Annotated in this window: 22 protein-coding genes and 1 pseudogene; 11 read left to right on the top strand and 12 right to left on the bottom strand. The window is 62.5% G+C overall.

Going from position 1 to position 22,676, the window contains the following annotated elements:
• Window positions 1-44: 44 nt before the first annotated feature.
• Window positions 45-1,109, top strand: a pseudogene (locus FRZ40_RS22010) (XdhC family protein).
• Here the strand turns inward: FRZ40_RS22010 and FRZ40_RS22005 are convergent.
• Window positions 1,106-1,462: a BON domain-containing protein gene (locus tag FRZ40_RS22005; protein WP_028363709.1), complete on the bottom strand. Its 357-nt coding sequence runs from the start codon at window positions 1,460-1,462 to the stop codon at window positions 1,106-1,108. The pseudogene FRZ40_RS22010 and the gene FRZ40_RS22005 overlap by 4 nt on opposite strands.
• 233 nt (window positions 1,463-1,695) lie before the next feature.
• On the opposite strand from FRZ40_RS22005, the gene FRZ40_RS22000 reads away from it, so the two are divergent.
• Window positions 1,696-2,868, top strand: a complete 1,173-nt coding sequence (locus tag FRZ40_RS22000; RefSeq protein WP_147235573.1) for a 4-hydroxybenzoate 3-monooxygenase — start codon at window positions 1,696-1,698, stop codon at window positions 2,866-2,868.
• Window positions 2,869-2,879: 11 nt separating this feature from the next.
• Here FRZ40_RS22000 and FRZ40_RS21995 read toward each other — a convergent pair whose 3' ends face one another.
• Window positions 2,880-3,773, bottom strand: coding sequence for a helix-turn-helix domain-containing protein (locus FRZ40_RS21995; protein WP_028363707.1), 894 nt, complete (start codon window positions 3,771-3,773; stop codon window positions 2,880-2,882).
• Between the two features lie 146 nt (window positions 3,774-3,919).
• Here FRZ40_RS21995 and FRZ40_RS21990 point away from each other — a divergent pair, with 146 nt between their 5' ends.
• From FRZ40_RS21990 to FRZ40_RS21975, 4 genes are all read left to right on the top strand, one after another.
• Complete coding sequence (locus FRZ40_RS21990; RefSeq protein WP_147235572.1) at window positions 3,920-4,750, top strand: SDR family NAD(P)-dependent oxidoreductase; 831 nt, start codon at window positions 3,920-3,922, stop codon at window positions 4,748-4,750.
• Between the two features lie 30 nt (window positions 4,751-4,780).
• A complete protein-coding gene (locus FRZ40_RS21985) occupies window positions 4,781-6,550 on the top strand; it encodes an FAD-dependent oxidoreductase (protein ID WP_147235571.1) in 1,770 nt (589 codons plus the stop codon).
• An 11-nt stretch (window positions 6,551-6,561) separates the two neighbouring features.
• On the top strand, window positions 6,562-6,900 hold the full coding sequence (locus FRZ40_RS21980; protein WP_028363704.1) for an NIPSNAP family protein: 339 nt from the start codon (window positions 6,562-6,564) through the stop codon (window positions 6,898-6,900).
• A 73-nt stretch (window positions 6,901-6,973) separates the two neighbouring features.
• Entirely contained in the window at window positions 6,974-8,338 is a 1,365-nt protein-coding gene (locus FRZ40_RS21975) for an MFS transporter (protein ID WP_147235570.1), read from the top strand.
• Between the two features lie 38 nt (window positions 8,339-8,376).
• Here the strand turns inward: FRZ40_RS21975 and FRZ40_RS21970 are convergent, their stop codons facing one another.
• Genes FRZ40_RS21970 through sapR form a run of 7 tightly spaced genes read right to left on the bottom strand, consistent with a single transcriptional unit; the run spans window position 8,377 to window position 15,193 of the window.
• A complete protein-coding gene (locus tag FRZ40_RS21970; RefSeq protein WP_147235569.1) occupies window positions 8,377-9,144 on the bottom strand; it encodes an ABC transporter ATP-binding protein in 768 nt (255 codons plus the stop codon).
• Window positions 9,141-10,022: an ABC transporter ATP-binding protein gene (locus FRZ40_RS21965; RefSeq protein ID WP_147235568.1), complete on the bottom strand. Its 882-nt coding sequence runs from the start codon at window positions 10,020-10,022 to the stop codon at window positions 9,141-9,143. The genes FRZ40_RS21970 and FRZ40_RS21965 overlap by 4 nt, the downstream gene beginning before the upstream one ends.
• A 1-nt stretch (window position 10,023) precedes the next feature.
• Window positions 10,024-10,938: a nickel transporter permease gene (nikC, locus tag FRZ40_RS21960; protein ID WP_147235567.1), complete on the bottom strand. Its 915-nt coding sequence runs from the start codon at window positions 10,936-10,938 to the stop codon at window positions 10,024-10,026.
• Window positions 10,939-10,996: 58 nt separating this feature from the next.
• Window positions 10,997-12,067 (bottom strand): ABC transporter permease, encoded by a 1,071-nt coding sequence (locus tag FRZ40_RS21955; RefSeq protein WP_147235566.1) that lies wholly within the window; start codon window positions 12,065-12,067, stop codon window positions 10,997-10,999.
• A 12-nt stretch (window positions 12,068-12,079) separates the two neighbouring features.
• A complete protein-coding gene (locus FRZ40_RS21950; protein ID WP_147235565.1) occupies window positions 12,080-13,687 on the bottom strand; it encodes an ABC transporter substrate-binding protein in 1,608 nt (535 codons plus the stop codon).
• A 55-nt stretch (window positions 13,688-13,742) separates the two neighbouring features.
• A complete protein-coding gene (ddpX, locus tag FRZ40_RS21945; RefSeq protein WP_147235564.1) occupies window positions 13,743-14,309 on the bottom strand; it encodes a D-alanyl-D-alanine dipeptidase in 567 nt (188 codons plus the stop codon).
• Between the two features lie 5 nt (window positions 14,310-14,314).
• Window positions 14,315-15,193: a sap1 transcriptional regulator SapR gene (gene sapR / locus FRZ40_RS21940; protein ID WP_147235563.1), complete on the bottom strand. Its 879-nt coding sequence runs from the start codon at window positions 15,191-15,193 to the stop codon at window positions 14,315-14,317.
• 445 nt (window positions 15,194-15,638) lie between these two features.
• On the opposite strand from sapR, the gene FRZ40_RS21935 reads away from it, so the two are divergent.
• Entirely contained in the window at window positions 15,639-17,102 is a 1,464-nt protein-coding gene (locus FRZ40_RS21935) for a catalase (protein WP_028363695.1), read from the top strand.
• A gap of 110 nt (window positions 17,103-17,212) precedes the next feature.
• On the opposite strand, the gene FRZ40_RS21930 is transcribed toward FRZ40_RS21935, so the two are convergent.
• Window positions 17,213-17,701, bottom strand: coding sequence for a GAF domain-containing protein (locus FRZ40_RS21930; RefSeq protein WP_147235562.1), 489 nt, complete (start codon window positions 17,699-17,701; stop codon window positions 17,213-17,215).
• A gap of 157 nt (window positions 17,702-17,858) precedes the next feature.
• On the opposite strand from FRZ40_RS21930, the gene FRZ40_RS21925 reads away from it, so the two are divergent.
• Window positions 17,859-18,950 carry a linear amide C-N hydrolase gene (locus FRZ40_RS21925; protein ID WP_147235561.1) on the top strand — a complete coding sequence of 364 codons (1,092 nt, stop codon included), beginning with the start codon at window positions 17,859-17,861 and terminating at the stop codon, window positions 18,948-18,950.
• Window positions 18,951-18,975: 25 nt separating this feature from the next.
• Here the strand turns inward: FRZ40_RS21925 and FRZ40_RS21920 are convergent, their stop codons facing one another.
• Window positions 18,976-19,647 (bottom strand): nitroreductase, encoded by a 672-nt coding sequence (locus FRZ40_RS21920; RefSeq protein WP_147235560.1) that lies wholly within the window; start codon window positions 19,645-19,647, stop codon window positions 18,976-18,978.
• Between the two features lie 183 nt (window positions 19,648-19,830).
• On the opposite strand from FRZ40_RS21920, the gene FRZ40_RS21915 reads away from it, so the two are divergent.
• Together FRZ40_RS21915 and FRZ40_RS21910 are read left to right on the top strand one after the other, a co-directional pair.
• Complete coding sequence (locus FRZ40_RS21915) at window positions 19,831-20,490, top strand: hypothetical protein (protein ID WP_240057350.1); 660 nt, start codon at window positions 19,831-19,833, stop codon at window positions 20,488-20,490.
• Between the two features lie 48 nt (window positions 20,491-20,538).
• Window positions 20,539-20,958 (top strand): DUF6632 domain-containing protein, encoded by a 420-nt coding sequence (locus FRZ40_RS21910; protein ID WP_028363690.1) that lies wholly within the window; start codon window positions 20,539-20,541, stop codon window positions 20,956-20,958.
• Here FRZ40_RS21910 and FRZ40_RS21905 read toward each other — a convergent pair.
• Window positions 20,947-21,705 carry a sulfite exporter TauE/SafE family protein gene (locus tag FRZ40_RS21905; protein WP_147235558.1) on the bottom strand — a complete coding sequence of 253 codons (759 nt, stop codon included), beginning with the start codon at window positions 21,703-21,705 and terminating at the stop codon, window positions 20,947-20,949. The genes FRZ40_RS21910 and FRZ40_RS21905 overlap by 12 nt on opposite strands.
• Before the next feature lie 75 nt (window positions 21,706-21,780).
• On the opposite strand from FRZ40_RS21905, the gene FRZ40_RS21900 reads away from it, so the two are divergent.
• Entirely contained in the window at window positions 21,781-22,674 is an 894-nt protein-coding gene (locus FRZ40_RS21900; protein ID WP_147235557.1) for a LysR family transcriptional regulator, read from the top strand.
• Window positions 22,675-22,676: the final 2 nt, after the last annotated feature.

Raw genomic sequence — 22,676 nt, 5'->3', positions numbered from 1 at the left:
CGCGTCACTGCGACTGTGCCGCCGACGAATGTGCAGAAGTGGCAATGGACAGTGTCGATATCGAAGTTCTGAAGCGCAGCGCGCGCTGGCTCGACCAGGGGCATCGCGTGCTGCTCGTGACGGTAGTGAAAACGTGGGGTTCGTCGCCGCGTCCCGAAGGCGCGATGCTCGTCGTGCGCGACGACGGCGCAGTAGTGGGATCTGTGTCGGGCGGCTGTATCGAGGACGATCTGATCGACCGTGTGCGTCAGCGCGGCATCGGGCAGATGAAGCCCGAAGCCGTAACGTATGGCGTGACGGCCGACGAAGCGCATCGCTTTGGCTTGCCATGCGGCGGGACGATTCAGCTCGTTCTCTAGCCTTTGACAAAGGCGAGCGGCATCGCTGAACTATGCGGCGCGGTGGAAGATGGACGGCTCGTGGCGCGCACGCTGGACATGGAAACGGGTATTGCGGGGCTAAGCGCCGCGCAAGCGACGAATGGCGTCGCCTTCGATGGAAAGCGTCTCCTCACAATACACGGCCCGCGTTACCGGATGCTCGTGATCGGCGCGGGGCAGTTGTCGCGCTATCTGTGCAATGTCGCGGCAGGCCTCGATTATCAGGTGACCGTTTGCGATCCGCGCGAAGCATACCTTAACGAGTGGGATGTTCCAGGCATCAAAGTGGTGAGCACGATGCCCGACGATACCGTGCTCGACATGAAACTCGACGAACGTTGCGCGGTGATCGCCTTGACGCACGATCCGAAGCTCGATGATCTCGCATTGATGGAAGCGTTGAAAACGCCCGCGTTCTATGTCGGCGCATTAGGTTCGCGGCGCAACAATGCGGCACGGCGCGAAAGGCTCAAGCAGTTCGATCTCACCGATGCCGAGGTGGCGAGGCTTCGTGGGCCGGCGGGAATTCATATCGGCAGCAGAACGCCGCCGGAAATCGCTGTATCGATTCTGGCCGAAGTCACCGCCGCGAAGCATGGCGTTGCATTGCCGCGCGAACTGCAGATCGAAGGTGCAAAAGCCGTGCGCGATATCGCACGAAGCACCGTCGCTTCGTGCGATATCTCGAGCCGGAATTTCACGCAAATGGAAAGCGTCGCGCCAGGCTAGTTATTTCCATGCGAGTAAAGCGTGAGCTTGTTGGTGACCGACGTCACGCCCTGCACGCCTTTCGCCACTTCCGCCGCCTGTGTAATCTGTCCGCCGTCGGGCACGCTGCCCGATAGCGTCACAGCGCCGCCGCGCGCTTTCACGTAGACGTTCGATACGTTGAAGCCCGGCGCCTTCGACAGCGCTTTGCGCACGTCGCGGCCGAGCTTCTTGTCCGCAGGTGTCGCCTTCTTCGAATGTGCCGCGGGAGCGGAAGCCATCGCTGTATCGTCGCTCGCTTGCGCATACACGTTGGACGTCAGCGTCACGCAACCGATGACAGCGAGCACGGGCAGGACATTGCGGATCTTCATCATTGCTTCTCCTTGTTTGCGTTCGGGACCGCTCAGCGGGACCGCAGAGTAAAGATAGCCAACAAACCGCTTCCGCCAAAGTTGCGTTTGCTTTCCTAGGGAAAACCCGGACTCATCTATTATCGTGAATAGAGATAACGCTTATTCGCGTTATTGCGTTGCTCGATATAAGCGCCGACGGCACACTTTGACCCACATCAAAGACACGCACCACGCATTCAGGAGACACACTCATGCGTACCCAAGTCGGCATCATCGGCGCTGGTCCTGCTGGACTGCTTCTTTCCCATCTTCTGCATCTGCAAGGTATCGATTCCGTCGTGCTCGAATCGCGCAGCCGCGAGCAGATCGAATCGACGATACGCGCTGGCGTGCTCGAGCAGGGCACGATGGATCTGCTCACGGAAACGGGTGTCGGCGAGCGAATGAAAGCGGAAGGCGCGCTGCATCATGGCTTCGAACTCGCTTTCGAAGGCAAGCGCCGCCGTATCGATCTCACGGATCTCACGGGCAAAGCGATCACGGTCTACGCGCAGCATGAGGTCATCAAGGATCTGGTCGCCGCGCGTGTGGCGGCGCAAGGCGCGCTGCATTTCGGCGTGTCGGATGTGTCGCTGCACGATATCGACGGCACGACGCCCGCTATCCGCTATCGCCACGACGGCGAGGCGCACGAGCTGCAGTGCGATTTCATCATCGGCTGCGACGGCTCACAGGGCATTTCGCGCAACGCGGTTCCCGAAGCGCTGCGCCGCGACTATCAGCGTGTTTATCCGTTCGGCTGGTTCGGCATCCTGGTCGAAGCAGCGCCCAGTTCCGACGAATTGATCTATGCACGTCACGAGCGCGGCTTTGCTCTGGTGAGCACGCGCTCGCCGAACGTGCAGCGCATGTACTTCCAATGCGATCCGAAAGACAACGTCGACAACTGGTCCGACGATCGCATCTGGGCCGAAATGCACGCACGCGTCGATTCGGATGAGGGCCACAAGGTGGTCGAAGGCAAGATCTTTCAGAAGAACATTGTCGGCATGCGCAGTTTCGTTTCGACGACGATGCAGCATGGCAGGCTGTTCCTCGCCGGAGACGCTGCGCATATCGTGCCGCCCACGGGTGCGAAGGGTTTGAATCTCGCTGTTTCCGACGTGCGCATTCTGTCCGACGCATTGCGTGCGTTTTACAAGGAAGATCGCAGCGATCAACTGGAACGCTATAGCGAAACCGCGCTCAAGCGCATCTGGCGCGCAGAACATTTCTCATACTGGATGACGCGCATGATGCACCGTCTCGACGACGCATCGCCCTTCGAGCAGCAATTGCAGGTCGCCGAACTGGAGCACGTAACGACTTCGCGCAGCGCGGCGATTTCGATGGCCGAGAACTACGTCGGCGCGGTGGCGGTTTAAGCGGCGGGCAATCAGTTCAAAGACAGATCGGTGTGCGCGGCGGCCTGAAATTCTTTGGGCGTCGCGCCCGTCTGCTTGCGGAAATAGCGGCTGAAATACGCCGCATCCTCGAAGCCCAGCGCGTGCGCGATCTGCTTGATCGTCAGGCCTGAATAGACGAGATCGCGCTGTGCTTCGCGTATCAGATGTTCGTTCACGAGCGACATCGGCGAATGGCCGAGTTCGTCGCGGCAAATGCGGCTCAATTGAGCCGTCGTGATGCCCAGTTTTTCCGCATAGAACTCGACGGGCCGATGCTCGCGAAAGTGCGCGGCCACGAGTTCACGAAAGCGCTTGATCTGCCCGCTGCGGCGGTCGGCGACGGCGCTCGACGCGGGCATCGCCGCCGCATCGCTCAATCTCGCCACTTGCACGAAAAGTGCAATCATCAATGACATCCCCGCTGCGATATGGCCGCGCGCATTGCCGCGGTACTCCTGTTCGAGCAGGGTGAAGAGCGGCATCAACGTGTCGTCGCCCGCCGACGCTTTCACGGGTATCACACCGGCGCGCTGAATCACGGGCAGAAGTCCGGGCGATACGGCCTTCGAAATCGATTCCAGCGCGCGCTGCGCAGCCGTAATCACAAGCCCGTCGATGTCGGGCGAAAACACGAAACCATGCACGGTCTGCGCGGGCAAAACGACGACACAGGGCGGCGATAACTCATGCTTCTCACTTTCGATCACGACGTGTCCGCTGCCGTTGCGTATGTACAGAATCTGCAATAGCGCGTCATGCCGATGCGCGGCGATATGCCAGTCATTGGGCCGGCTGCGCTCGGCAATCCACTCGAAATTGAACGCGTCGAACCAGGGCGGGCGCGCGGATTCGCCGTACAGATCGTAGTTAGGGATTTTCCTCATGCCGTTTCGTCTCCTGTGTACGAATTGTCCTGCGATGCGTGCTCTTTGTCCAATCTCCACGAACGGCGTGTCCCTATACTTTTCTCCATGAAATCGTGCGATCGGCTCTTCGAATCGCCGATCGAAATGAAGACATGGAGATTCGGATGACTAACGAAACTAACGCTGGTTGGCTCGGCCTCGAAGGCAAGGTTTGTGTCGTAACGGGCGCGGCGGGCGGCATCGGCAGTGCGATTGCACGCGTGCTCGGCGAAAGCGGTGCGCGCGTTGCATTGCTGGATCGCGAAGCGGCGAAGTGCGAAGACCTCGCGCAGACGCTCGGCGCGAACGGCATCGACGCATGCGCATTCGAATGCGATATCGGCGACGCGGCGAGCGTCGAGGCGACGGCAGCGCGCGTCGAAGCAAAGCTGGGCGCAGCGGATGTGCTCGTCAACAACGCGGGCCTGCTGCGGCCGGGCGGTATCGAAGACATTGCGCTCGACGCATGGAACGCGATGCTGCAGGTGAATCTCACGGGTTACATGCTGTGCTCACAGGCATTCGGCCGCGCGATGTTGCGCAATGGCGGGGGCAGCATCGTGCATGTGGCGTCGGTGGCTGCGCATCATCCGCAAACATGGAGCGGTGCGTATAGCCCGGGCAAAGCGGCCGTTGCGATGCTGTCGAAGCAGATCGCCGCCGAGTGGGGCGCGCGTGGCGTGCGCAGCAACGCCGTGTGTCCCGGCATGATCCGCACGCCGCTGTCGGCGTCGTTCTATGCGCAAGGCGATGTCGAACAGCGCCGCAGTGCAATGACAGCGAGCCGCCGCATCGGCGAACCGGTCGATATCGCGGAAGTGGTTGCGTTCCTCGCGAGTCCGCGTGCGGGTTATGTGAATGGCGCGGAGTTGGTGGTCGACGGTGGGCTCGAATGCATGTTGATGGATCTCGTGCCGCGACCTGGGTACGACGCGAAGGCAGGCTCGGCGCGTTAAGACAAAAGACATTGGCAGGAGACACACAGCATGGCTACTCACACACACTCACGCGCGCCATTGACGTGCGATGTGCTCGTCATCGGCTCGGGTGCAGGCGGACTCTCGACAGCGATCACTGCGCGCAAGCTGGGCCTCGACGTCGTGGTGATCGAGAAGGAAGCATATTTCGGCGGCACGACGGCATTTTCTGGCGGCGTGCTGTGGATTCCAGGCAACCGGCACGCACGTGCGAACGGCGTGAACGACACGCGCGAAGCGGCGAAGACGTACATGCGTAACGAAACGGGCGCGTTCTTCGACGAAGCGGCCGTCGATGCGTTTCTCGACGCGGGCCCGCAAATGATCGATTTCTTCGAGCGCGAGACGGAAGTGAAATTCGTCCCCACGCTCTATCCCGACTATCACCCGGATGTGCAGGGCGGCGTGGACATCGGGCGCTCGGTCGTTGCGGCGCCATACGATGCGCGCAATCTCGGCGAGGATATCGCGCGTCTGCGTCCGCCGCTCAAGACGATTACGTTTATCGGCATGATGTTCAATTCGTCGAACGCCGACCTCAAGCACTTCTTCAACGCGACGCGATCGCTGAAGTCCGCGTTGTATGTAGCGAAGCGCCTGGGCAGTCATTTGAAGGATCTCGCGCTCTATCGACGCGGCGTGCAGATCACGAGCGGCAATGCGCTGGCAGCGCGGCTCGCGAAGTCCGCATTGTCGATGGGCATTCCCATTCACACGAACACAGGCGCGCAGGAACTCATCGTGTCTGAGGGTCGTGTGACGGGTGCGGTCGTCAACGGTCCGGACGGCAAGATGCGCATTGCTGCGCGGCGCGGTGTCGTGCTCGCATGCGGCGGTTTTTCGCACGACGTCGCGCGTATCGCCAAAGCGTATCCGCATGTGATGCGCGGCGGCGAGCATTGCTCGCCCGTGCCGAAAGGCAACACGGGCGATGGCGCGCGCATGGCTGAGAGCGTCGGTGCTCCGGTGCCGATACATTATCCGCAGCCGGCCGCATGGATGCCTGTGTCGCGTGTACCGATGCGCGACGGCACGTTCGGCGTGTTTCCGCATCTGGTGGACCGCTACAAGCCGGGCATCATCGGCGTGACGCGCAAAGGCAAGCGCTTCACGAACGAAGCGAACTCGTACCACGACGTCGGTGCGGCGATGATCGAAGCATGCCGCGATGAAAACGAAACGGCGATGTGGCTGATCTGCGATCACACGACGATCCGCAAGTACGGGCTCGGCTACGCGAAACCCGCGCCCGTCCCGCTGGGACCGCTCTTGCGCAACGGCTATCTCGTCAAGGGGCGCACGCTGGCCGAGCTTGCGCGCCGTGCAGGCATCGATGCCGTTGCGCTCGAGGCCACCGTGCGCTCGTATAACGAAGGCGCGAGGCGTGGCGAAGACAGCGAATTCGGCCGCGGCTCGACCTCGTTCAACCGCTATCTCGCCGATCCCGAACACAAGCCCAATCCATGCGTCGCGCCCATCGGCAACGGGCCTTATTACGCGCTCAAGGTCGTGATGGGCGACCTGGGCACGTTCGACGGCATCACGACGGCTGTCACAGGAGAAGTGCTCGATGCGCGCGGCGCCGTCATCGACGGGCTGTACGCAGTCGGCAACGACCGCGCGAGCGTCATGGGCGGAAACTATCCGGGCGCTGGCATCACGCTCGGTCCAATCATGACTTTCGGCTACATCACAGGCCGGCGCCTCGCGGGCGTCGCCGACAAGCCGGCTGACCCGCGCGCGCAGCCACAAAACGCGCGGCAATCCGCAACCGTATAGAGGACAGCATCATGAGCAGCACCAAACCTTTCGTCGATCACCGCATCTATACGATCCGGCCGCGCGGCATGGCGGAGTTCATCGACGTATTCGACCGTCTCGCGATGCCCATTCAGTTGAAGTACCTCGGCGCGCCCGTCGGTTTCTATATGAGCGATATCGGCGCGTTGAATCAGGTCGTGCATTTGTGGGGTTATGAAAGCATCGGCGATTACGACCAGCGGCGCACCGCGCGCGATGCAGACCCGGAATGGCCGGCGTATTTGCAGGCATCGGCGCATCTGATCGTGGCCCAGGAAAGCCGGATTATCCGGCGCGTCGAATTCAGAAGCCTCACTGCGCTGCGCTAGCAAAACAGACAACAGGCGGCAGCGCAATCAAAACATTCGGAGACGCAGTACCCGAGTTTCAAGGAGACACGCAATGAGCCAGCACGAACGCACAGTCGATGTGCAGCGCTTCATCGACGGCGAACGTTTTTCGCCTTTTCAATGGACGATTCTTGTCCTCTGTTTTCTGGTCGTCGCTGCCGATGGTTTCGACACGGCTGCCGTCGGTTTCATTGCCCCTTCGCTGGTGCAGGACTGGGGCGTCGCGCGAGCGGCGCTCGGTCCCGTGATGAGCGCCGCGCTCGTCGGCCTGGGCATCGGTGCGTTGGGTGCAGGGCCGTTTGCGGATCGCGTCGGACGTAAAACGGTGCTGGTTTTATCGGTGTTTTTCTTCGGGCTATGGAGTCTTGCGGCAGCGCACGCCACCTCCATCGAATCGCTGACGGTACTGCGCTTCATGACCGGCCTTGGACTCGGCGCCGCGATGCCGAATGCGGTGACGTTGATGTCCGAATACGCACCGGCGCGCATTCGCGCCGTGGTCGTGAACGCGATGTTCTGCGGCTTCTCATGCGGACTCGCGATAGGCGGTGTCGCGTCGGCTTGGCTCATTCCGCACTTCGGCTGGCAGAGCGTGCTTGTCGCGGGCGGCGTCGGTCCGATTGCGTTGACGTTCGTGCTGATTCTTTTGCTGCCCGAATCCGCGCAATTCATGGTGACGAGACGGCGTGGCGACGCGCGGATCGCCCGTGTCTTGCAGCGCATCGCTAGAGACGCTTCGCTTGAAGCGTGCCGGTTCGTCACGGCAGAGTCCGTCGCTGAGCATCGCGGCTCCGCCTTGCGCGTGGTGTTGTCGTCGCGCTTTCGCTTCGGCACGCTAATGTTGTGGCTCGCCTATTTCATGGGCCTGTTGATCTACTATCTGCTGACCAGCTGGCTGCCCACGCTTTTCAAGGACACCGGTTTTTCGGGGCAAAACGCCGCGTTGATGACCTCGCTGTTTCCACTTGGCGGCATCCTCGGCAATCTGAGCGTTGGCTGGCTGATGGACCGTTTCAAGGCGAATCGCGTGATCGCGTGCACGTATGTCGTCGCGGCCCTGCTGGTCATGCTCGTCGGGCGCGGCGTCGGGCATCAGGTCTGGCTCGGCGCGCTGATCTTCCTGACGGGCACCGTCATCACCTCCGCCGTGACTTCGATGTCCGCGCTGGCCGCAAGCTTCTATCCGACCCACGGACGCGCGACGGGCGTCGCGTGGATGCTCGGTGTGGGCCGCATCGGCGGCGTGGCGGGCGCACTGGTCGGTGCTGCGCTGATGGGCTTGGGCTGGCAGTTTGGATCGGTATTCAGCCTGCTTGCCGTGCCCGCAGCGATCGCCGCATTCGGTGTGTTCGCGATGGCGCGGGCGCCACGCGCATCACATATCGAAGAAGCGAAACTGGCGCCGGCAGCAGAGTAAGAAATGCAGAGACGCGGCCCTCGAAGGGCCGCCGTACTCTAAAGCGACTCATCCACGCCAATCGCATCAGTGGCTTTGCGCTGATAGCCGCTCGTCGCAAGCAGCAAGCTGCGCGAATAGTCGTTGTCGACCTGCTGCGCGCGAATCCGCTCGATATCGAGTTCTTCGACGATCTCGCCGTTGCGCATGATCGCGACGCGCGAACACAGAAAGCCGACCACGGCCAGGTTGTGGCTGACGAGAATCATCGTCAGATTGCGCTCATGGTGAAGACGCTTGAGCAGGTTCAGTATCTCGGCCTGCACGGAGACGTCGAGTGCCGACGTCGGTTCATCGAGCAGCAGCACGCGCGGTTCGACGATCAGCGCGCGGGCAATGGCAACGCGTTGCCGTTGTCCGCCCGACAGCTGGTGCGGATAGCGAAAGCGAAACGACGCACTGAGTCCGACTTCGCGAAGCGCATTGACGATGCGCTCTTCATGCTGCCCGATGCCATTGATGCGCAACGGCTCACGTAAGGTCTGATCGACAGTGAAGCGCGGATGCAGCGAACCGTACGGATCCTGAAACACCATTTGCACATCGCGCCTGTGTGACTGGTCGCCCTGATGTGCAATGCGCATCGTGCCTTGCGCGATGGGCGTGAGTCCGCTCAGCGCGCGCAAGATGGTCGACTTGCCCGAACCCGATTCGCCGACAAGTCCGAACACCTCGCCCTGCGCGACATGAAAGCTCGCATTGCGCACGGCGTCGACGGCGCCTGCCGCTGTCTTGAAGCGCACCGTCACTGCATCGACGTCGATCATGACGATACTCCTTGCGTGTCGTTGAGCCAGGCGGGATCGCGCGAAAGCACGGGCAATTCGGCGGGCGGATTGGCAAGCGGCGGATTCGCGGCGAGCAGCCCGCGCGTGTACGGATGCTGTGCGTTCACGAGGTCGCGCGCCGCACAGGTTTCGAGGACGCGCCCCGCATACATCACCACGACGCGGTCGCAGAACGACATCACGAGCGGCAGATCATGGCTGATGAAGATGAGGCCCGTGTCATGTTTTGCGATCATCTCGTCGAGCACGGCGAGTACCTGCATCGACACCAGTACGTCGAGCGCGCTGGTCGGTTCGTCGGCGATCAACAGGCGCGGGCCCGTCGATACCATCATCGCGATCATCACGCGCTGTCCCATGCCGCCCGAGAGTTCATGCGGGTAGGAGTCGGCAACGCGCTCCGGATTGCGGATATGCACAGCCTCGAGCGCAGCGACGATCTTCTCGCGCATCGCGCGGCGGCCCAGCTTCGGGTCGTGCAGTGCGAACGCCTCGCGCATCTGCTGCGCGACCGTCATCACCGGGTTCAGCGAGTACTTCGGATCCTGCAGGATCATGCCCATCTGCTGACCGCACAAACGGCGGCGCTTGTCGGCGCGCATGGACAGCAGATCCTGTCCGTCGAAGCGCAGCGCTTTGGCCGTGCAATGCGCGGCGGGCGGCAGCAGGCCCGGCAGCGCGCGCCCGGTCAGCGATTTGCCCGAACCCGATTCGCCGACGATGCCAAGGCGCTCGCCCTTGTTCAACGTCAGCGAAAGGCCACGCACCGCTTCGTTCATCGAGCCATCGTGGGCACGAAAGGCGATGCGCAGATCGTCGATTTCGCACAGCGCTTGCTGTGTTTCATTCGTGCCCATGTCAGTCTCCATGACGCGGATCGAAGACGTCGCGCAAGCCGTCGCCGAGCAGATTGAATGCGAGGCTCACGAGCAGAATCGCGATGCCCGGTATCGTTGCGACCCACCACGAATCGAGCAGCACGTTGCGGCCCGACGCGACCATGAAGCCCCATTCGGGGCTGGGCGGCTGCGCGCCGAGTCCGAGAAAGCCGAGACCCGCAACGGTCAGGATGACGCCCGCCATGTCGAGCGTCGCACGCACGATCACGGAAGACGAACACAGCGGCACGATATAGCGCATCAGGATGCGCAAACTGGATGCGCCTTGCAGCCGCGCTACGTGAATGAAGTCGGCCTGCACGAGCCGCAGCGTCTCGGCGCGCGCCAGCCGCGCATACGCGGGCCACGCGGTGATCGAAATCGCGATCACGGCATTGATCACGCCCGGACCCAGCGCGGCGGCGAAGGCCAGTGCGAGCACGATCTTCGGGAACGCCAGCGCGATATCCGTCACGCGCATCAGCACGTTGTCGACCCAACCGCCGAAGAAGCCTGCCGCCGTGCCGATCAAAAGACCAATGGGCACGACCACGACCACCACGAGTATCGCGATCGACAACGTGAGGCGCGAACCGTAGATGATGCGCGAGAGTATGTCGCGGCCGAGCTGATCGGTGCCGAGCCAGTGCGACGCGGAACCGGGCGGCAACAGCCGGTCGGACAGCACCTGTCGCAACGGATCGTGCGGTGCGATCCACGGGCCGATGATCGCGACGATCACGAGCAGCACGAGAATCGACAGACCGAACACCGACAACGGATTGCCCGCGAAGCGTCGCCAGCGTCGATACGCAAGGCCCAGCGCCGCCTGTTTGCGCGATGCGGGGGTGTCCGTCAGCAGCCATTCTTTCCATGTCGGACGCGGCGCGTTCATCGGCCAGTCCTGTGTCGAACGGTCAACAGGGGGTCGCACGTCGAAGGTCTCCGTTGCATCAGCGGGCGCGCGGATCGAACACGCGATAGAGCGCGTCGGTCAGCAGATTCAACGCGATGAAGGTCACGCCGATCACGAGCGTGCTGCCGAGCACGGCATTCATGTCGGCATTGAGCAGGGCGCCCGTCAGGTACGAGCCGATGCCGGGCCACGCGAACACGATCTCCGTCAGCACCGAACCTTCGAGCAGGAAGCTATACGAGAGCGCGATCACCGTGAGCAGCGGCACGGCGATATTGCCGAACGCATGTACCCACACCACGCGCCGCTCGGAGAGGCCCTTGGCACGAGCGGTGGTGATGTATTCCTGATTCAGCTGATCGAGCATGAACGAGCGCGTCATCCGGCTCAGATACGCAACCGAGTAATAGCCGAGTATCGCCGCAGGCAACGCGATATGCGACAGCGCGTTGAACAACACATCCCATTCGCCGGCAATCAGCGCGTAGATCAGCAGACTGCCCGTGTGCGTATCGACCATGCCGTCGAACACAGGGTCCAGTCTGCCCGGCCCAGATACCCAATGCAGCTTCGCATAGAAGAGCAGCAGGCCCATCAGGCCCAGCCAGAACACGGGCACGGAACTGCCGATCAGCCCGATGAATCGCGCGACATGATCGATCCAGCGGTTGTGCCGGGTCGCCGCGATCACGCCGAGCGGCACGCCGATCAGCACGCCGATGATGGTCGCCAGCGTCGCCAGTTCGAGCGTGGCGGGGAACACGCGCTTGATGTCGTCGATCACCGGGTTGGCCGTCAGCAGCGACACGCCGAGATCACCGTGCAGCACGGCATTCACGTAGATGAAGAACTGCTCGGCGAGCGGCTTGTCGAGGCCGAGCTGGATACGCGCGGCCGCGTAGGCGCTCGCCGACGCGCGATCGCCGAGTATCGCGAGCACGGGGTCGATCGGCACCTTGCGGCCGATCACGAAGGTCACGGCCAGCAGCCCCGTGAACGTGATCGCGAGCGTGAGCGCCCAGCGCAGCACGCGCAGCGTCCAGCGCACGCTCGCGCTGCGCGTGGACGCAGCGCGGACCCGGTCGATTGGAGTGAGCGTGGTCGACATGTCGCTATGCGCTTACTGCTTCTTCACGTGCAGATACGACACGAGGTCGTTGATCGGGCCGACTTCGAGACCCGACACGCCCGGACGCATCGCCACTTGCGACACCTGCTGGAACATGATGACGAACGGCGACTTCGCGAGCATTTCCTTCTGCATAGTCTGATAGAGCTGCGCGCGTTTCGCTGTCGACGATTCGGCGAGTGCCGCGTTGGTCTCTTTGGTCAGATCGGGGATGTCCCACGAATTGCGCCACGCAAGCATCTTGTACGAAGACTTGTCCGAATTGTCGGGATTCCACGCGTAGCCTTGCGCATTGCTGTGCGGGTCGATGTAATCCGCCGACCATTCGCCGATATAGATATCGTGCTGCCGCGCACGATACTTCGCGAGCGTCTGCTTGTTGTCGCCGGGAATGATCTCGACCTTGATGCCGCCTTGCGCGAGATTGGCTTGCACCGCTTGCGCGATTTCGTTGTACGGATACGCGCTGCGCACGTCCATTGTCACATTGAAGCCGTTCGGCAGGCCCGCTTTCGCAAGCAGGGCTTTCGCCTTCGCAACGTCCTGATGATACGGATTGCTGTTCAGCGCACCGAGAAAGCCTTCGGGCAGGAACGTCTGATGGACCTTGAACGTGTTCTTCGTCACGTTCTTCTGGATGCCGTCGTAGTCGATCAGCCACTTCATCGCTTCCTGCACCTCCGGCTTGGCGAGATTCGCGTTCTTCACGTTGAGGCCGAGATAGAGCAGCGTCGCTTGCGGCACCGATGTCACGGTGACCTTGTTGCCCTTCGTGAGCGCGGCGAGATCGTCGGGGCTCAGATTGCGCGCAACGTCGGCATCGCCGTTTTCCAAGAGCAGACGCTGGCTCGCGGCTTCGGGCACATGCCGCATCACGATCCGCTTCATTGCAAGCGGCATTCTGTAACCGTCGAACTTCTGCAGGATGATGCTTTCGTTCGCGCTCCATTTGACGAGCTTGTAGGCACCCGAGCCCGCTTCATTCGTGCGCAGCCATTCGTTGCCGAAGTCGTTGCCCTTCTGGTGCGACATCAACAACGTTTTGTCGACCACCGACGCCGGCCACGCGCCCAGCACGTTCAGCACGAACGTGGGCGCGTATTTCTGGTCGGTCGTGATGCTGACTGTCGAGTCGTCGATCTTCTTGACGTTTTGCAGCGCGTTGTCCTTCGTCAGCCCGATGCCTTGCAGCACGGCGGCTGCGCCCTTGTCGAGCAGCACGCAGCGCTGGATCGACCATGCGACGTCGTCGGCCGTGAGCGGGTTGCCCGAATGGAACTTGAGGCCAGGGCGGATCTTGAACGTGAACGTGAGGCCGTCGGGGCTGACCGTCCACGATTGCGCGACGTCGCCGTTGAATTTCGACGGGTCTTTCAGATCGACGCGTACGAGACGGTCATAAGTATTCGCGACATATTCTTCGGGCACCAGCTCATACACTTCGCCCGGATCGAGCGTCGAGAATTCGTCGAGCGTGGTGGCGATCACCAGCATGTCTTTCGGCGTGGCCGCCAATGCGGTGCTTGTTGTCGTCATCGTAAGCGTCAGGGCCGAAACGACGGCCACTGCCGCTAGCGCATTGCGCAAAACCAGATTCATACTCGCTCCGTATCGAGAGGGAACATGCGGGAAAAACGTTGAAGAATCAGTGCGTCTACATCAGTTTCAGCGGGCCGCTGTCGCTGTTGTCGATGACAGGCAGCGCGCGCGAGCCGGGCAGTTCGTAATGCCACCACTCGCTGGCGATATGCGTGAAGCCGGCCGCATGCATGATGCCGAGCAGCAGCAGCCGGTTGCGTTGCACGTGCTGCGGCAGCCCCTGGTGAAAGTGCTCGGACTCCTTGACCATTGCATCGAAGCCCGTGCCCATGTCGAGTTCTTCGCCGTTGCCGTCGATCAAGGTCAGATCGAGCGCGGTGCCGCGGCTATGATTCGAACCGCGTCCAAGCTCTGCGATATAGGTCGGGTCGGGCAAGAAGTCCCACAGCACCTGCTGCGCCTGCGGCGGACGGTATGCGTCGAAGATGCGCAGCGTCATGCCGATGCTGGCTGCGAGTTCGACGGCTTTGCGCAGCGCCGCTTCTGCGGGCGTGAGCAGCAGGCAGTGCGCTTCCTTGTAGATCGGCTTGCCGGTGAAATTGTCGGCGGTCGCATAGGCGAGTTGAAGCTCGACGCGATGCGTTTGCGGCGTGATATGGATCAGTTGCGGTTTAGCGGTCATGAGATTCAAAGGTCGAATTGATCGAGTTCGCGCTGCAACTCGCGGTTGCGCGCGACGCGTTCGTCGATGGCGGGGCCGAGCCGTTCGACGATCGATGTCAGCAGAAGATTGAACAGGCAGGTGAGTGGCGCCAGCGAGTCCCAGAACTGGCCGACATCCGTTTTCGCCTGAATCAGATCGCAAGCAAACTCGCGCGCCCACGGGCAATACAGATCGGTGACGAGCGCAAAAGGCAATTCGCGCCGCGCGGCGGCTTCGCAATAGCGGCGTGCAATGCGCGAATAGGCGCGGGTGTCGGTGATGATCAGATAAGGCGATGCGAACTCCGAATTGAGCGAGTCCACATACGAGCCGGACATACCGTCGGAATAGAACACGCGCGGGCGCAGGTATTCGAGGTAGCTATAGAACGCGTTGGAGATGCCGCGCGTCGATTGAATGCCGAGAATGAAAACGGCATCGGCTTCGGCTATGCGCTGCGCGATGCGCGCGAAGGTCTCGCCCTGTGCGAGTTGATAAACATAGCGGATCGCGTCGACTTCGAGATCGAGCGAGGTGGCTGGGGCGGGCTCATTCGTGTCCACGCCGTTCGCGTCGCTGCTGTCGTGCTCGCTGCGGTAAGCGTCGAGCCGGTCCGTGATGAACCACGGGCGCGACTGCGCGCCGCGAAGCTCGCGCTTCAGGTCGTCGAGATTGCGGTAACCGACACTGCGCAGAAAGCGTCCCACCGAGATACCGCTCGTGCCCGTCTGCTGCGCGATCTGATCCGCCGTCTCCAGGCCGAGCCGTTCCAGATTCGCCAGCATATAGCTGGCGATCCGCTTGGCCGTGGGCGTGAGCGTCGCAAAACTTGCTTCGACTGTGTGGGCGAACGCGGTGGACATCGAGTGTCGTTCCGAATGTTCTCGTTAGTTATCTGTCATTGGCCGGCAATCTGGTATCTATATGACAAGGACAATAAAGCGAGCGCTAACTTAAAATTTTTATCGGATTGAGCAATTCCATAGTGGGAGGATGCGCCGCGCATTGAACGTCATTCATCGTTCAAGTGCTTTTGGCGCCGCATCTTGAACGCGATGCATCCCTTGCCGCCAAACGCTTACCCTTCGCTGCTCGTTCATTCGAATGGCGCTAAGATCGCCTCCGCAATAACCCGCAGTATCTGGTCTGCGCGTGTTTTGCACCGCGCGGCCTTCATTTCGACGGCATGGCCGTCCCGATTCCGCCTCCGGAGACAGCGGTCGCAGTCAGGCCGCTGTCGCTGGAAAACCCACAGTACGATCCGGTGGCGCGTCCCCGGAGCTACCTATAAGTGTTGGAGGGCTAGACGTGAACAAGTTGACGACTGCTTTTGGCGCACCCGTTGTAGACAACCAGAACATTCAGACGGCGGGCCCGCGCGGTCCCGCGTTGTTGCAGGACGTGTGGTTCCTCGAGAAACTCGCGCACTTCGACCGCGAAGTGATCCCCGAGCGCCGCATGCACGCGAAAGGGTCGGGCGCCTTCGGCACGTTCACGGTCACGCATGACATCTCGAAGTACACGCGCGCCAGGATCTTTTCGCAGATCGGCAAGAAGACGGAACTGTTCGCGCGTTTCTCGACGGTCGCGGGCGAACGCGGCGCCGCCGACGCTGAACGCGACATTCGCGGCTTTGCCGTGAAGTTCTATACGGACGAAGGCAACTGGGATCTGGTCGGCAACAACACGCCCGTGTTCTTCCTGCGCGATCCTCTGAAGTTCCCCGACCTGAATCACGCAGTCAAGCGCGACCCGCGTACGGGCTTGCGCAGCGCCGAAAACAACTGGGACTTCTGGACGCAACTGCCCGAAGCGCTGCATCAGGTGACGATCGTGATGAGCGATCGCGGCATTCCGAAGACGTTCCGTCATATGCATGGCTTCGGCAGCCACACGTTCAGCTTCATCAATGCGGACAAGGAACGCTTCTGGGTGAAGTTCCATCTGCATACGCAGCAGGGCATCCAGAATCTGTCGGATGCGGAAGCGGCGGCGCTCGTCGGCAACGATCGCGAAAGCTCGCATCGCGACCTGTACGAATCGATCGAAAACAAGGCATTCCCGAAGTGGACGATGTTCGTGCAGGTGATGCCGGAGAAGGACGCATCGAAGACGCCGTACAACCCGTTCGACCTGACCAAGGTCTGGCCGAAGAAGGACTATCCGCTGATCGAAGTGGGCGTGATGGAGCTGAACCGCAACGCGGAGAACCATTTCGCCGATGTCGAGCAGGCCGCGTTCAATCCTGCCAACGTGGTGCCGGGCATCAGCTTCTCGCCGGACAAGATGCTGCAAGGCCGCCTGTTCTCGTATGGCGATGCGCAGCGCTACCGGCTGGGCGTGAACCACAGCCTGATTCCCGTGAACGCGCCGAAGTGCCCGGTCCACAGCTATCATCGCGACGGCTTCATGCGCGTCGACGGCAATGCGGGCGGCGCGACGTCGTATAACCCGAACACGCGCGGCGAATGGGTCGATCAGCCGGATTTCAGCGAACCGCCGCTGTCGGTCGAAGGCGCTGCCGACCATTGGAACCACCGTGTCGACGACGACTACTTCTCGCAGCCGGGCAACCTGTTCCGCCTGATGTCGGCGCAGCAGAAGCAGGCGCTGTTCGACAACACGGCGCGCTCGCTGGCGGGCGTGTCGGAGCCGATCCAGAAGCTGCATATCGAGCACTGCACGAAAGCCGATCCCGCATACGGGCAAGGCGTGGCGGCTGCGCTGGAGTCGGTGAAGAAGGAAAGCACGACGCCGAACCGCGCGCTGTAAAGCAAGGCGTGTGACGGCGGTTGCCGACTGCGTTGAATGAGCCCCGAAAGTCGAAAGGCCTTCGGGGTTTTTCGTTTGCGGCGGCTTTTTTCGACGATGCGAAAGGCCGCCTAGCCCAGCGACGCGACGAAGATCCTCGCGACTTCTTCGAGTCCGCGCCGGTCTTCGTCGTCGAAACGTTCGAGCACGGGGCTGTCGATATCGAGCACGCCGACCAGCTCGCCGTTCGCCTTTTGCAGCGGAATCACGATCTCGGAACGCGACGCCGAATCGCACGCGATATGTCCCGGGAACGCATCGACATCGGGCACGACCTGCGTTTCGCGCGTTTGCGCAGCGTGGCCGCATACGCCGCGTCCCATCGGAATGCGCACGCAGGCTGGCTTACCCTGAAACGGTCCGACGACCAGTTCGCCGTCGATTGCGAAATAGAAGCCTGCCCAGTTCAGTTGCGGCAGGCTGTGAAAAAGCAGTGCGGACAGATTGGCCGCATTGGCGATCTGATTCGATTCGCCTTCGAGAAGCGAGCACGCCTGCGACGCGAGTTCCTGATAGAACGCGGCTTTGGGCAGCTCGGTGTTGATGGTGGCTTCGAACATCGGATGCACTCAGGTTGGTTGCAATATGCCCGTGATTTTCTCACCAACGCGCGAAACGTGACGGCAGGCTGCGCTGTATGCATGCGGTTTCGTCATACACGGTACAGAATACGGTGGGTGGATTTGCAACTGTCGCGGGCCAAACGAGGGAAAGCTGATGCGTACACCGTTTGCGAAGTTCTCTGCTGCATTCGCGGCCGTTGCCGCGCTCTTCATTGCATTGACAGCCGACGCGTGCACGCGCGCGCTCTATGTGGGCGACGGCAATCTCGTCATTACGGGCCGCACGATGGACTGGTCCGAAGACATGATGTCGAACCTGTGGGTGTTTCCCGCGGGCATCGAGCGGGATGGGCGCGCGGGGCCGCGTTCGCCGCGCTGGAAAGCGAAGTACGGCAGCGTGATCGTGTCGGGCTATGAAATAGGCAGCGTTGACGGAATGAACGAGCGCGGGCTGGTGGCGAACGCGCTTTATCTGTCCGAGACGGATTACGGCAAGCCCGATCCTGCGCGCGCGCCGATGTCGATCAGCCTGTGGGCGCAGTACGCACTCGACAACTTCGCGACAGTCGCCGAGGCCGTCGATGTACTCGGCAAGGAGCCGTTCCAGATCATTGCGCCGCCGCTGCCGAATGGCAAGCCGCTTACCATTCATCTGTCGCTGTCGGACGCGAGCGGCGATTCCGCGATCCTCGAGTATCTGGACGGCAAGCTCGTCATCCATCATGGCAAGTCGTACAGGATCATGACGAATTCGCCCATCTACAGCGAGCAGCTTGCACTCGACACATACTGGCGGGGCGTCGGCGGCCAGACGTTCCTGCCAGGCACCAATCGCGCGGCCGACCGTTTCGTGCGCGCGTCGTTTCTGCTCGATGCGATTCCGAAGCAGCTCGATCCGAATTACATCGTCGGCGTGCCGAAGCGTTCGTATGCGTATCAGGCCGTCGCGGGCGTGATGAGCGTGATGCGCTCGGTCAGCGTGCCGCTCGGCATCAGCACGCCGGACCAGCCGAATCTTTCGTCGACAATCTGGCGCACCGTCGCCGATGAAACGAACCTTGTCTATTACTTCGATTCGGCGACGCGCCCCGATACATTCTGGGTCGATCTTCGCAAGCTGGATCTGAAGCCGGGCGCGCCCGTGCTCAAACTCACCATCGCTCAAGGCCAGGTCTATTCCGGCGAGGTGTCCGGGCAATTCGTGCCGACGCCGTCGTTCATGTTCATGCCGGCGAAAGCGTCATGAACTTGCCGCACTGACACTGCAATGATCAGATGCCGATGAACTGCGTGAATTCTTCCAGCGGCGTGCGCTGCGCGCGCCACTGGTTGATCGCGGCGCTCGTGTCTTCGTAGCCGATCGCCATGCCGCTGAACAGCATGCGGTCGTCGGGCAGATTCAGAAACGCGCCGATCGTCGTCGGATACTGTGCCCAGCATTCCTGTGCGCAGCTATGCAAGCCTTCTTCGCGCAACAGCAGCATGACCGTCTGCATGAACATGCCGAGATCGGACCATTGCGGCGGACCCATCCGGCGGTCGACGGTGCAGAAGAGCGCAAGCGGCGCGTCGAAGAACGTGAAGTTGCGCGCGAACTGCGCGAGACGTGCGGGACGGTTCTCACGCGCGACGCCGATGCTGCGGTAAAGATCCTCGCCGACCTGAAAGCGCCGCTCGCGATACGGCGAATGCAGGCTTGGCGGATAGACGTCGTATTCCATCTCCTCGCCGTCCGGCGCATCCGCGATGCGCTCGCGCATGATGTGCTTGAGACGCGCGAGCGCGTCGCCTCCCACCACGTGGATGTGCCACGGTTGCAGATTGCCGCCCGAAGGCGCGCGCGCGGCAGTGGCGAGCACGCGGCGGATCACGTCGGGTGCGACGGGCGTGGGAAGAAACTGGCGGACGGATTTACGGCTGGTGACGGCTTCACTGACGTTCACGCTGTGCTCCTCGGGCAAGGCGTTGCGGTTCATTCCGGTGCGGCGTCGCAGGGATCGACTCGACACCGATGATACAGGCGCTCGCCGCGCGGCCTTCGCTGCGCTAAAGCTTCTGCAAGACTGTGCCGTTAATGCGGGCGAATCAGAACGACCACATAAAACGGGGAGCCGCATTTGAACACGATGAAGCTGGCCACATCTTTCGCCGCAGTTGCCGCATTCGCCGCGCTAGCCGGTTGCGTCACCAGCGAGCAGCAGATTGCTGCCGCGCCCGCCAGGCCGCGTCCCGCCGTCGTCGCGGTGCAGCCGCCGCCGCCGCCCGCCGTCGTCGTACGCGCGCCGGCGCCCGCGCCGCAGCCCGTCTATGTCGCCGCACCGAGCGACGTGTATATCGCGGGTGTGGTGGATCGCGACGTGGTGTTCGTCGGCGGCAACACGTATCTCTGGGTGGTGGGTCCGGACGGTAAGCGTCATCGGCATTTTTACGCGCGCGGCGACCGGCGCGCCGAAGTTTTCCGCCGACGCGAACACCTGCGCGTCGAAATGGCGCGTCATGGCGGGCATCCGCCCGTTCACGCGATGGCGCCGCGCCGCGACGAGCATCGTCCGCCTGCGCATGGCGAGCGGCCCGGGTATGCGCATCAGCCGCATCCGGCGCAGGAGCGGCACGCGGAGCATGGACCGCAGCGGGGAACACAGCAGGGAACACAGCAGGGAATACAGCATGGACCGGCGCGCGTGGCCGAGCACCACGGCCACGATCAGGCTGCGCGCGATCACCGGCATCCGCCGCGCGTCGACGAAGCGCTGCAGCAACCGCATCGTCAGGGGCAGGCGGGCTAGCGTCTATCATATGAGGGGCCAGCCGCAACGCCGCCCGGGAGGCCTCTCATGAATCTTGCCAAACGTATCGCGTACCTGCGCATCGCGCTCATCTGCATCGGGCTGATCGCGCTCGTCTGCTTCTATCCGCTAATGATCGTCTGGCCGTCCGGATGGGCGTGGCATACGGGCTACTCGGACTACCCGCTGATGATCGTCGGCATCTACGCGACGCTCGGCGTGTTTCTGCTGATCGCCGCGCGCGATCCGCTCGAACATCTGAGCCTGATCTGGTTCACCGTGTGGTCGAGCGTCGTGCATGGGGCCGTCATGACCGTGCAGTCGCTGATGCATGGCGAGCATCGCGCCCACCTGCTCGGCGATGTGCCCGCACTTTTCATCGTGGCGATCGTGCTCGCGATGCTCACGCCGCGAGGCGAAACGGCGCGCACGCTGCGCCGCGCGGCATGGCTGAAATCACTTCCCTGACGCGTAGGCGCGCACGAAAAACGCAATCGTGATGCAGGCCGTCAGCAGCAGCGTGCCGTAGCGAATGACCTTCGCAGGCGCGCGGCGGCCCACCTGCGCGCCGCCGTAGCCGCCGAGCGTCGCACCGATCAGCATGACGAGGGTGACGGGCCAGTGCACCGCGTGCGCGATGACGAACGCGACGACGGCCATCGTGTTCGCGGCGCTCACGAGCAGCGTGCGCGGCGCATTGAGCAGCTTCAGTTCCCGGCTGTCGAGCAGTCCCCAGATGGCCATCATCATGATGCCGACCGCGCCGCCGAAATAGCCGCCATACACGCCGAGCGCGAACTGGATCACGAGCACGGTGACTTGCCCGATGTGCCAGCGCTGCCGCATCCATTCGCCGAAGCGCTTGCCGAACGCGAGCGCGAGCGTCGCGACGAGCAGCAGCCAGGGCACGACGATATCGAAGGTCTTCGACGGCGTGAGCAGCAACAGCAACGCGCCGCACACGCCGCCGACGAGCGTCGTGGCGAGCAGCGCGCGCAGCGGCACGGGGCCGATCGGCCCGAGCCCGTCGCGATACGCCCACGCGCTCGCGAGTCCGCCCGGATACAGCGCGACGGTGCTCGAAGCGTTCGCCTGAACCGAAGGCACGCCCGCTGCAATCAACGCGGGCAGCGTGACGAAAGAGCCGCCGCCCGCCAGCGCGTTCATGCCGCCTGCCACCAGCCCGGCGCCTGCCACAAGGAATAGATCGTTCATGCGACGCATCATAGCGGCGCGGCCTTCGCGGCTACAATCGGGATTCTCCGATGCCAGCGTTCGCCTCAGACGAAGATGACCACATCGCGTTTCGACCTCACCGATTTGCGGCTATTCCTGATGGTCGTCGAGCAAGGAAGCCTCACGCGCGGCGCGCAGGCCATGCATCTCGCGCTTGCTTCGGCGAGCGAGCGCATTTCCGGCATGGAGTCGGCGCTGGGCACGCCGTTGCTGGAACGCACGCGCCGCGGCGTGCGCGCGACGCCTGCAGGCGAGGCCCTCGTGCGTCATGCGCGGCTGATCGTCGGGCAGATCGAGCAGATGCGGGGCGAATTGCGCAGCTATGCGAAGGGCCTGAAAGGCCGTGTGCATCTGATGTCGAACACGGCTGCGCTCGCGTCGTTCCTGCCCGAACAGATCTGCCGCTTCCTGACTGAGCATCCCGATCTTTCCGTCGATATCGATGAGCGCCCGAGCGCGGACATCGTGCGTGCCGTCGCCGAAGGGCGCGCGGATCTCGGCATCGTCGCGGATATCGCCGATCTCGCGGCGCTGCAGACGCACATGATCGCCGACGATCAACTGGTAGTCGCTGCGAGCCGTGCGCATCGCGTGGCGAACGAGGCGCGCGTCGCGTTCGCGGATATCGTCGACGAGCCGTTCGTCGGACTTTCCGATGCGGCGCTGGAGCGGCATCTGACCGAGCGCGCATCGCGGCTCGGCAGGCAGATGCAGTATCGCGTGCGTCTGCGCAATGTCGCCGATCTGGGCCGTCTGATCGCGGCGGGCGTAGGGATCGCGATACTGCCCGCTGCCTGCACGCAGCCGCTGCGGGATGCGGACATCGTCGTCCTGCCGTTGTCGGAGGCTTGGACGACGCGGCGTCTGCATCTGTGCGCGCGGGACTTTGCGGCGCTCACGCCGCACGCACATGCGCTCGCGCAACAGCTGATGACGCCCGGCAACTGAAG

It is taken from the genome of Paraburkholderia azotifigens (assembly GCF_007995085.1).
Lineage (GTDB): Bacteria > Pseudomonadota > Gammaproteobacteria > Burkholderiales > Burkholderiaceae > Paraburkholderia > Paraburkholderia azotifigens.
This window is presented reverse-complemented; position numbering and strand designations above follow the sequence as displayed.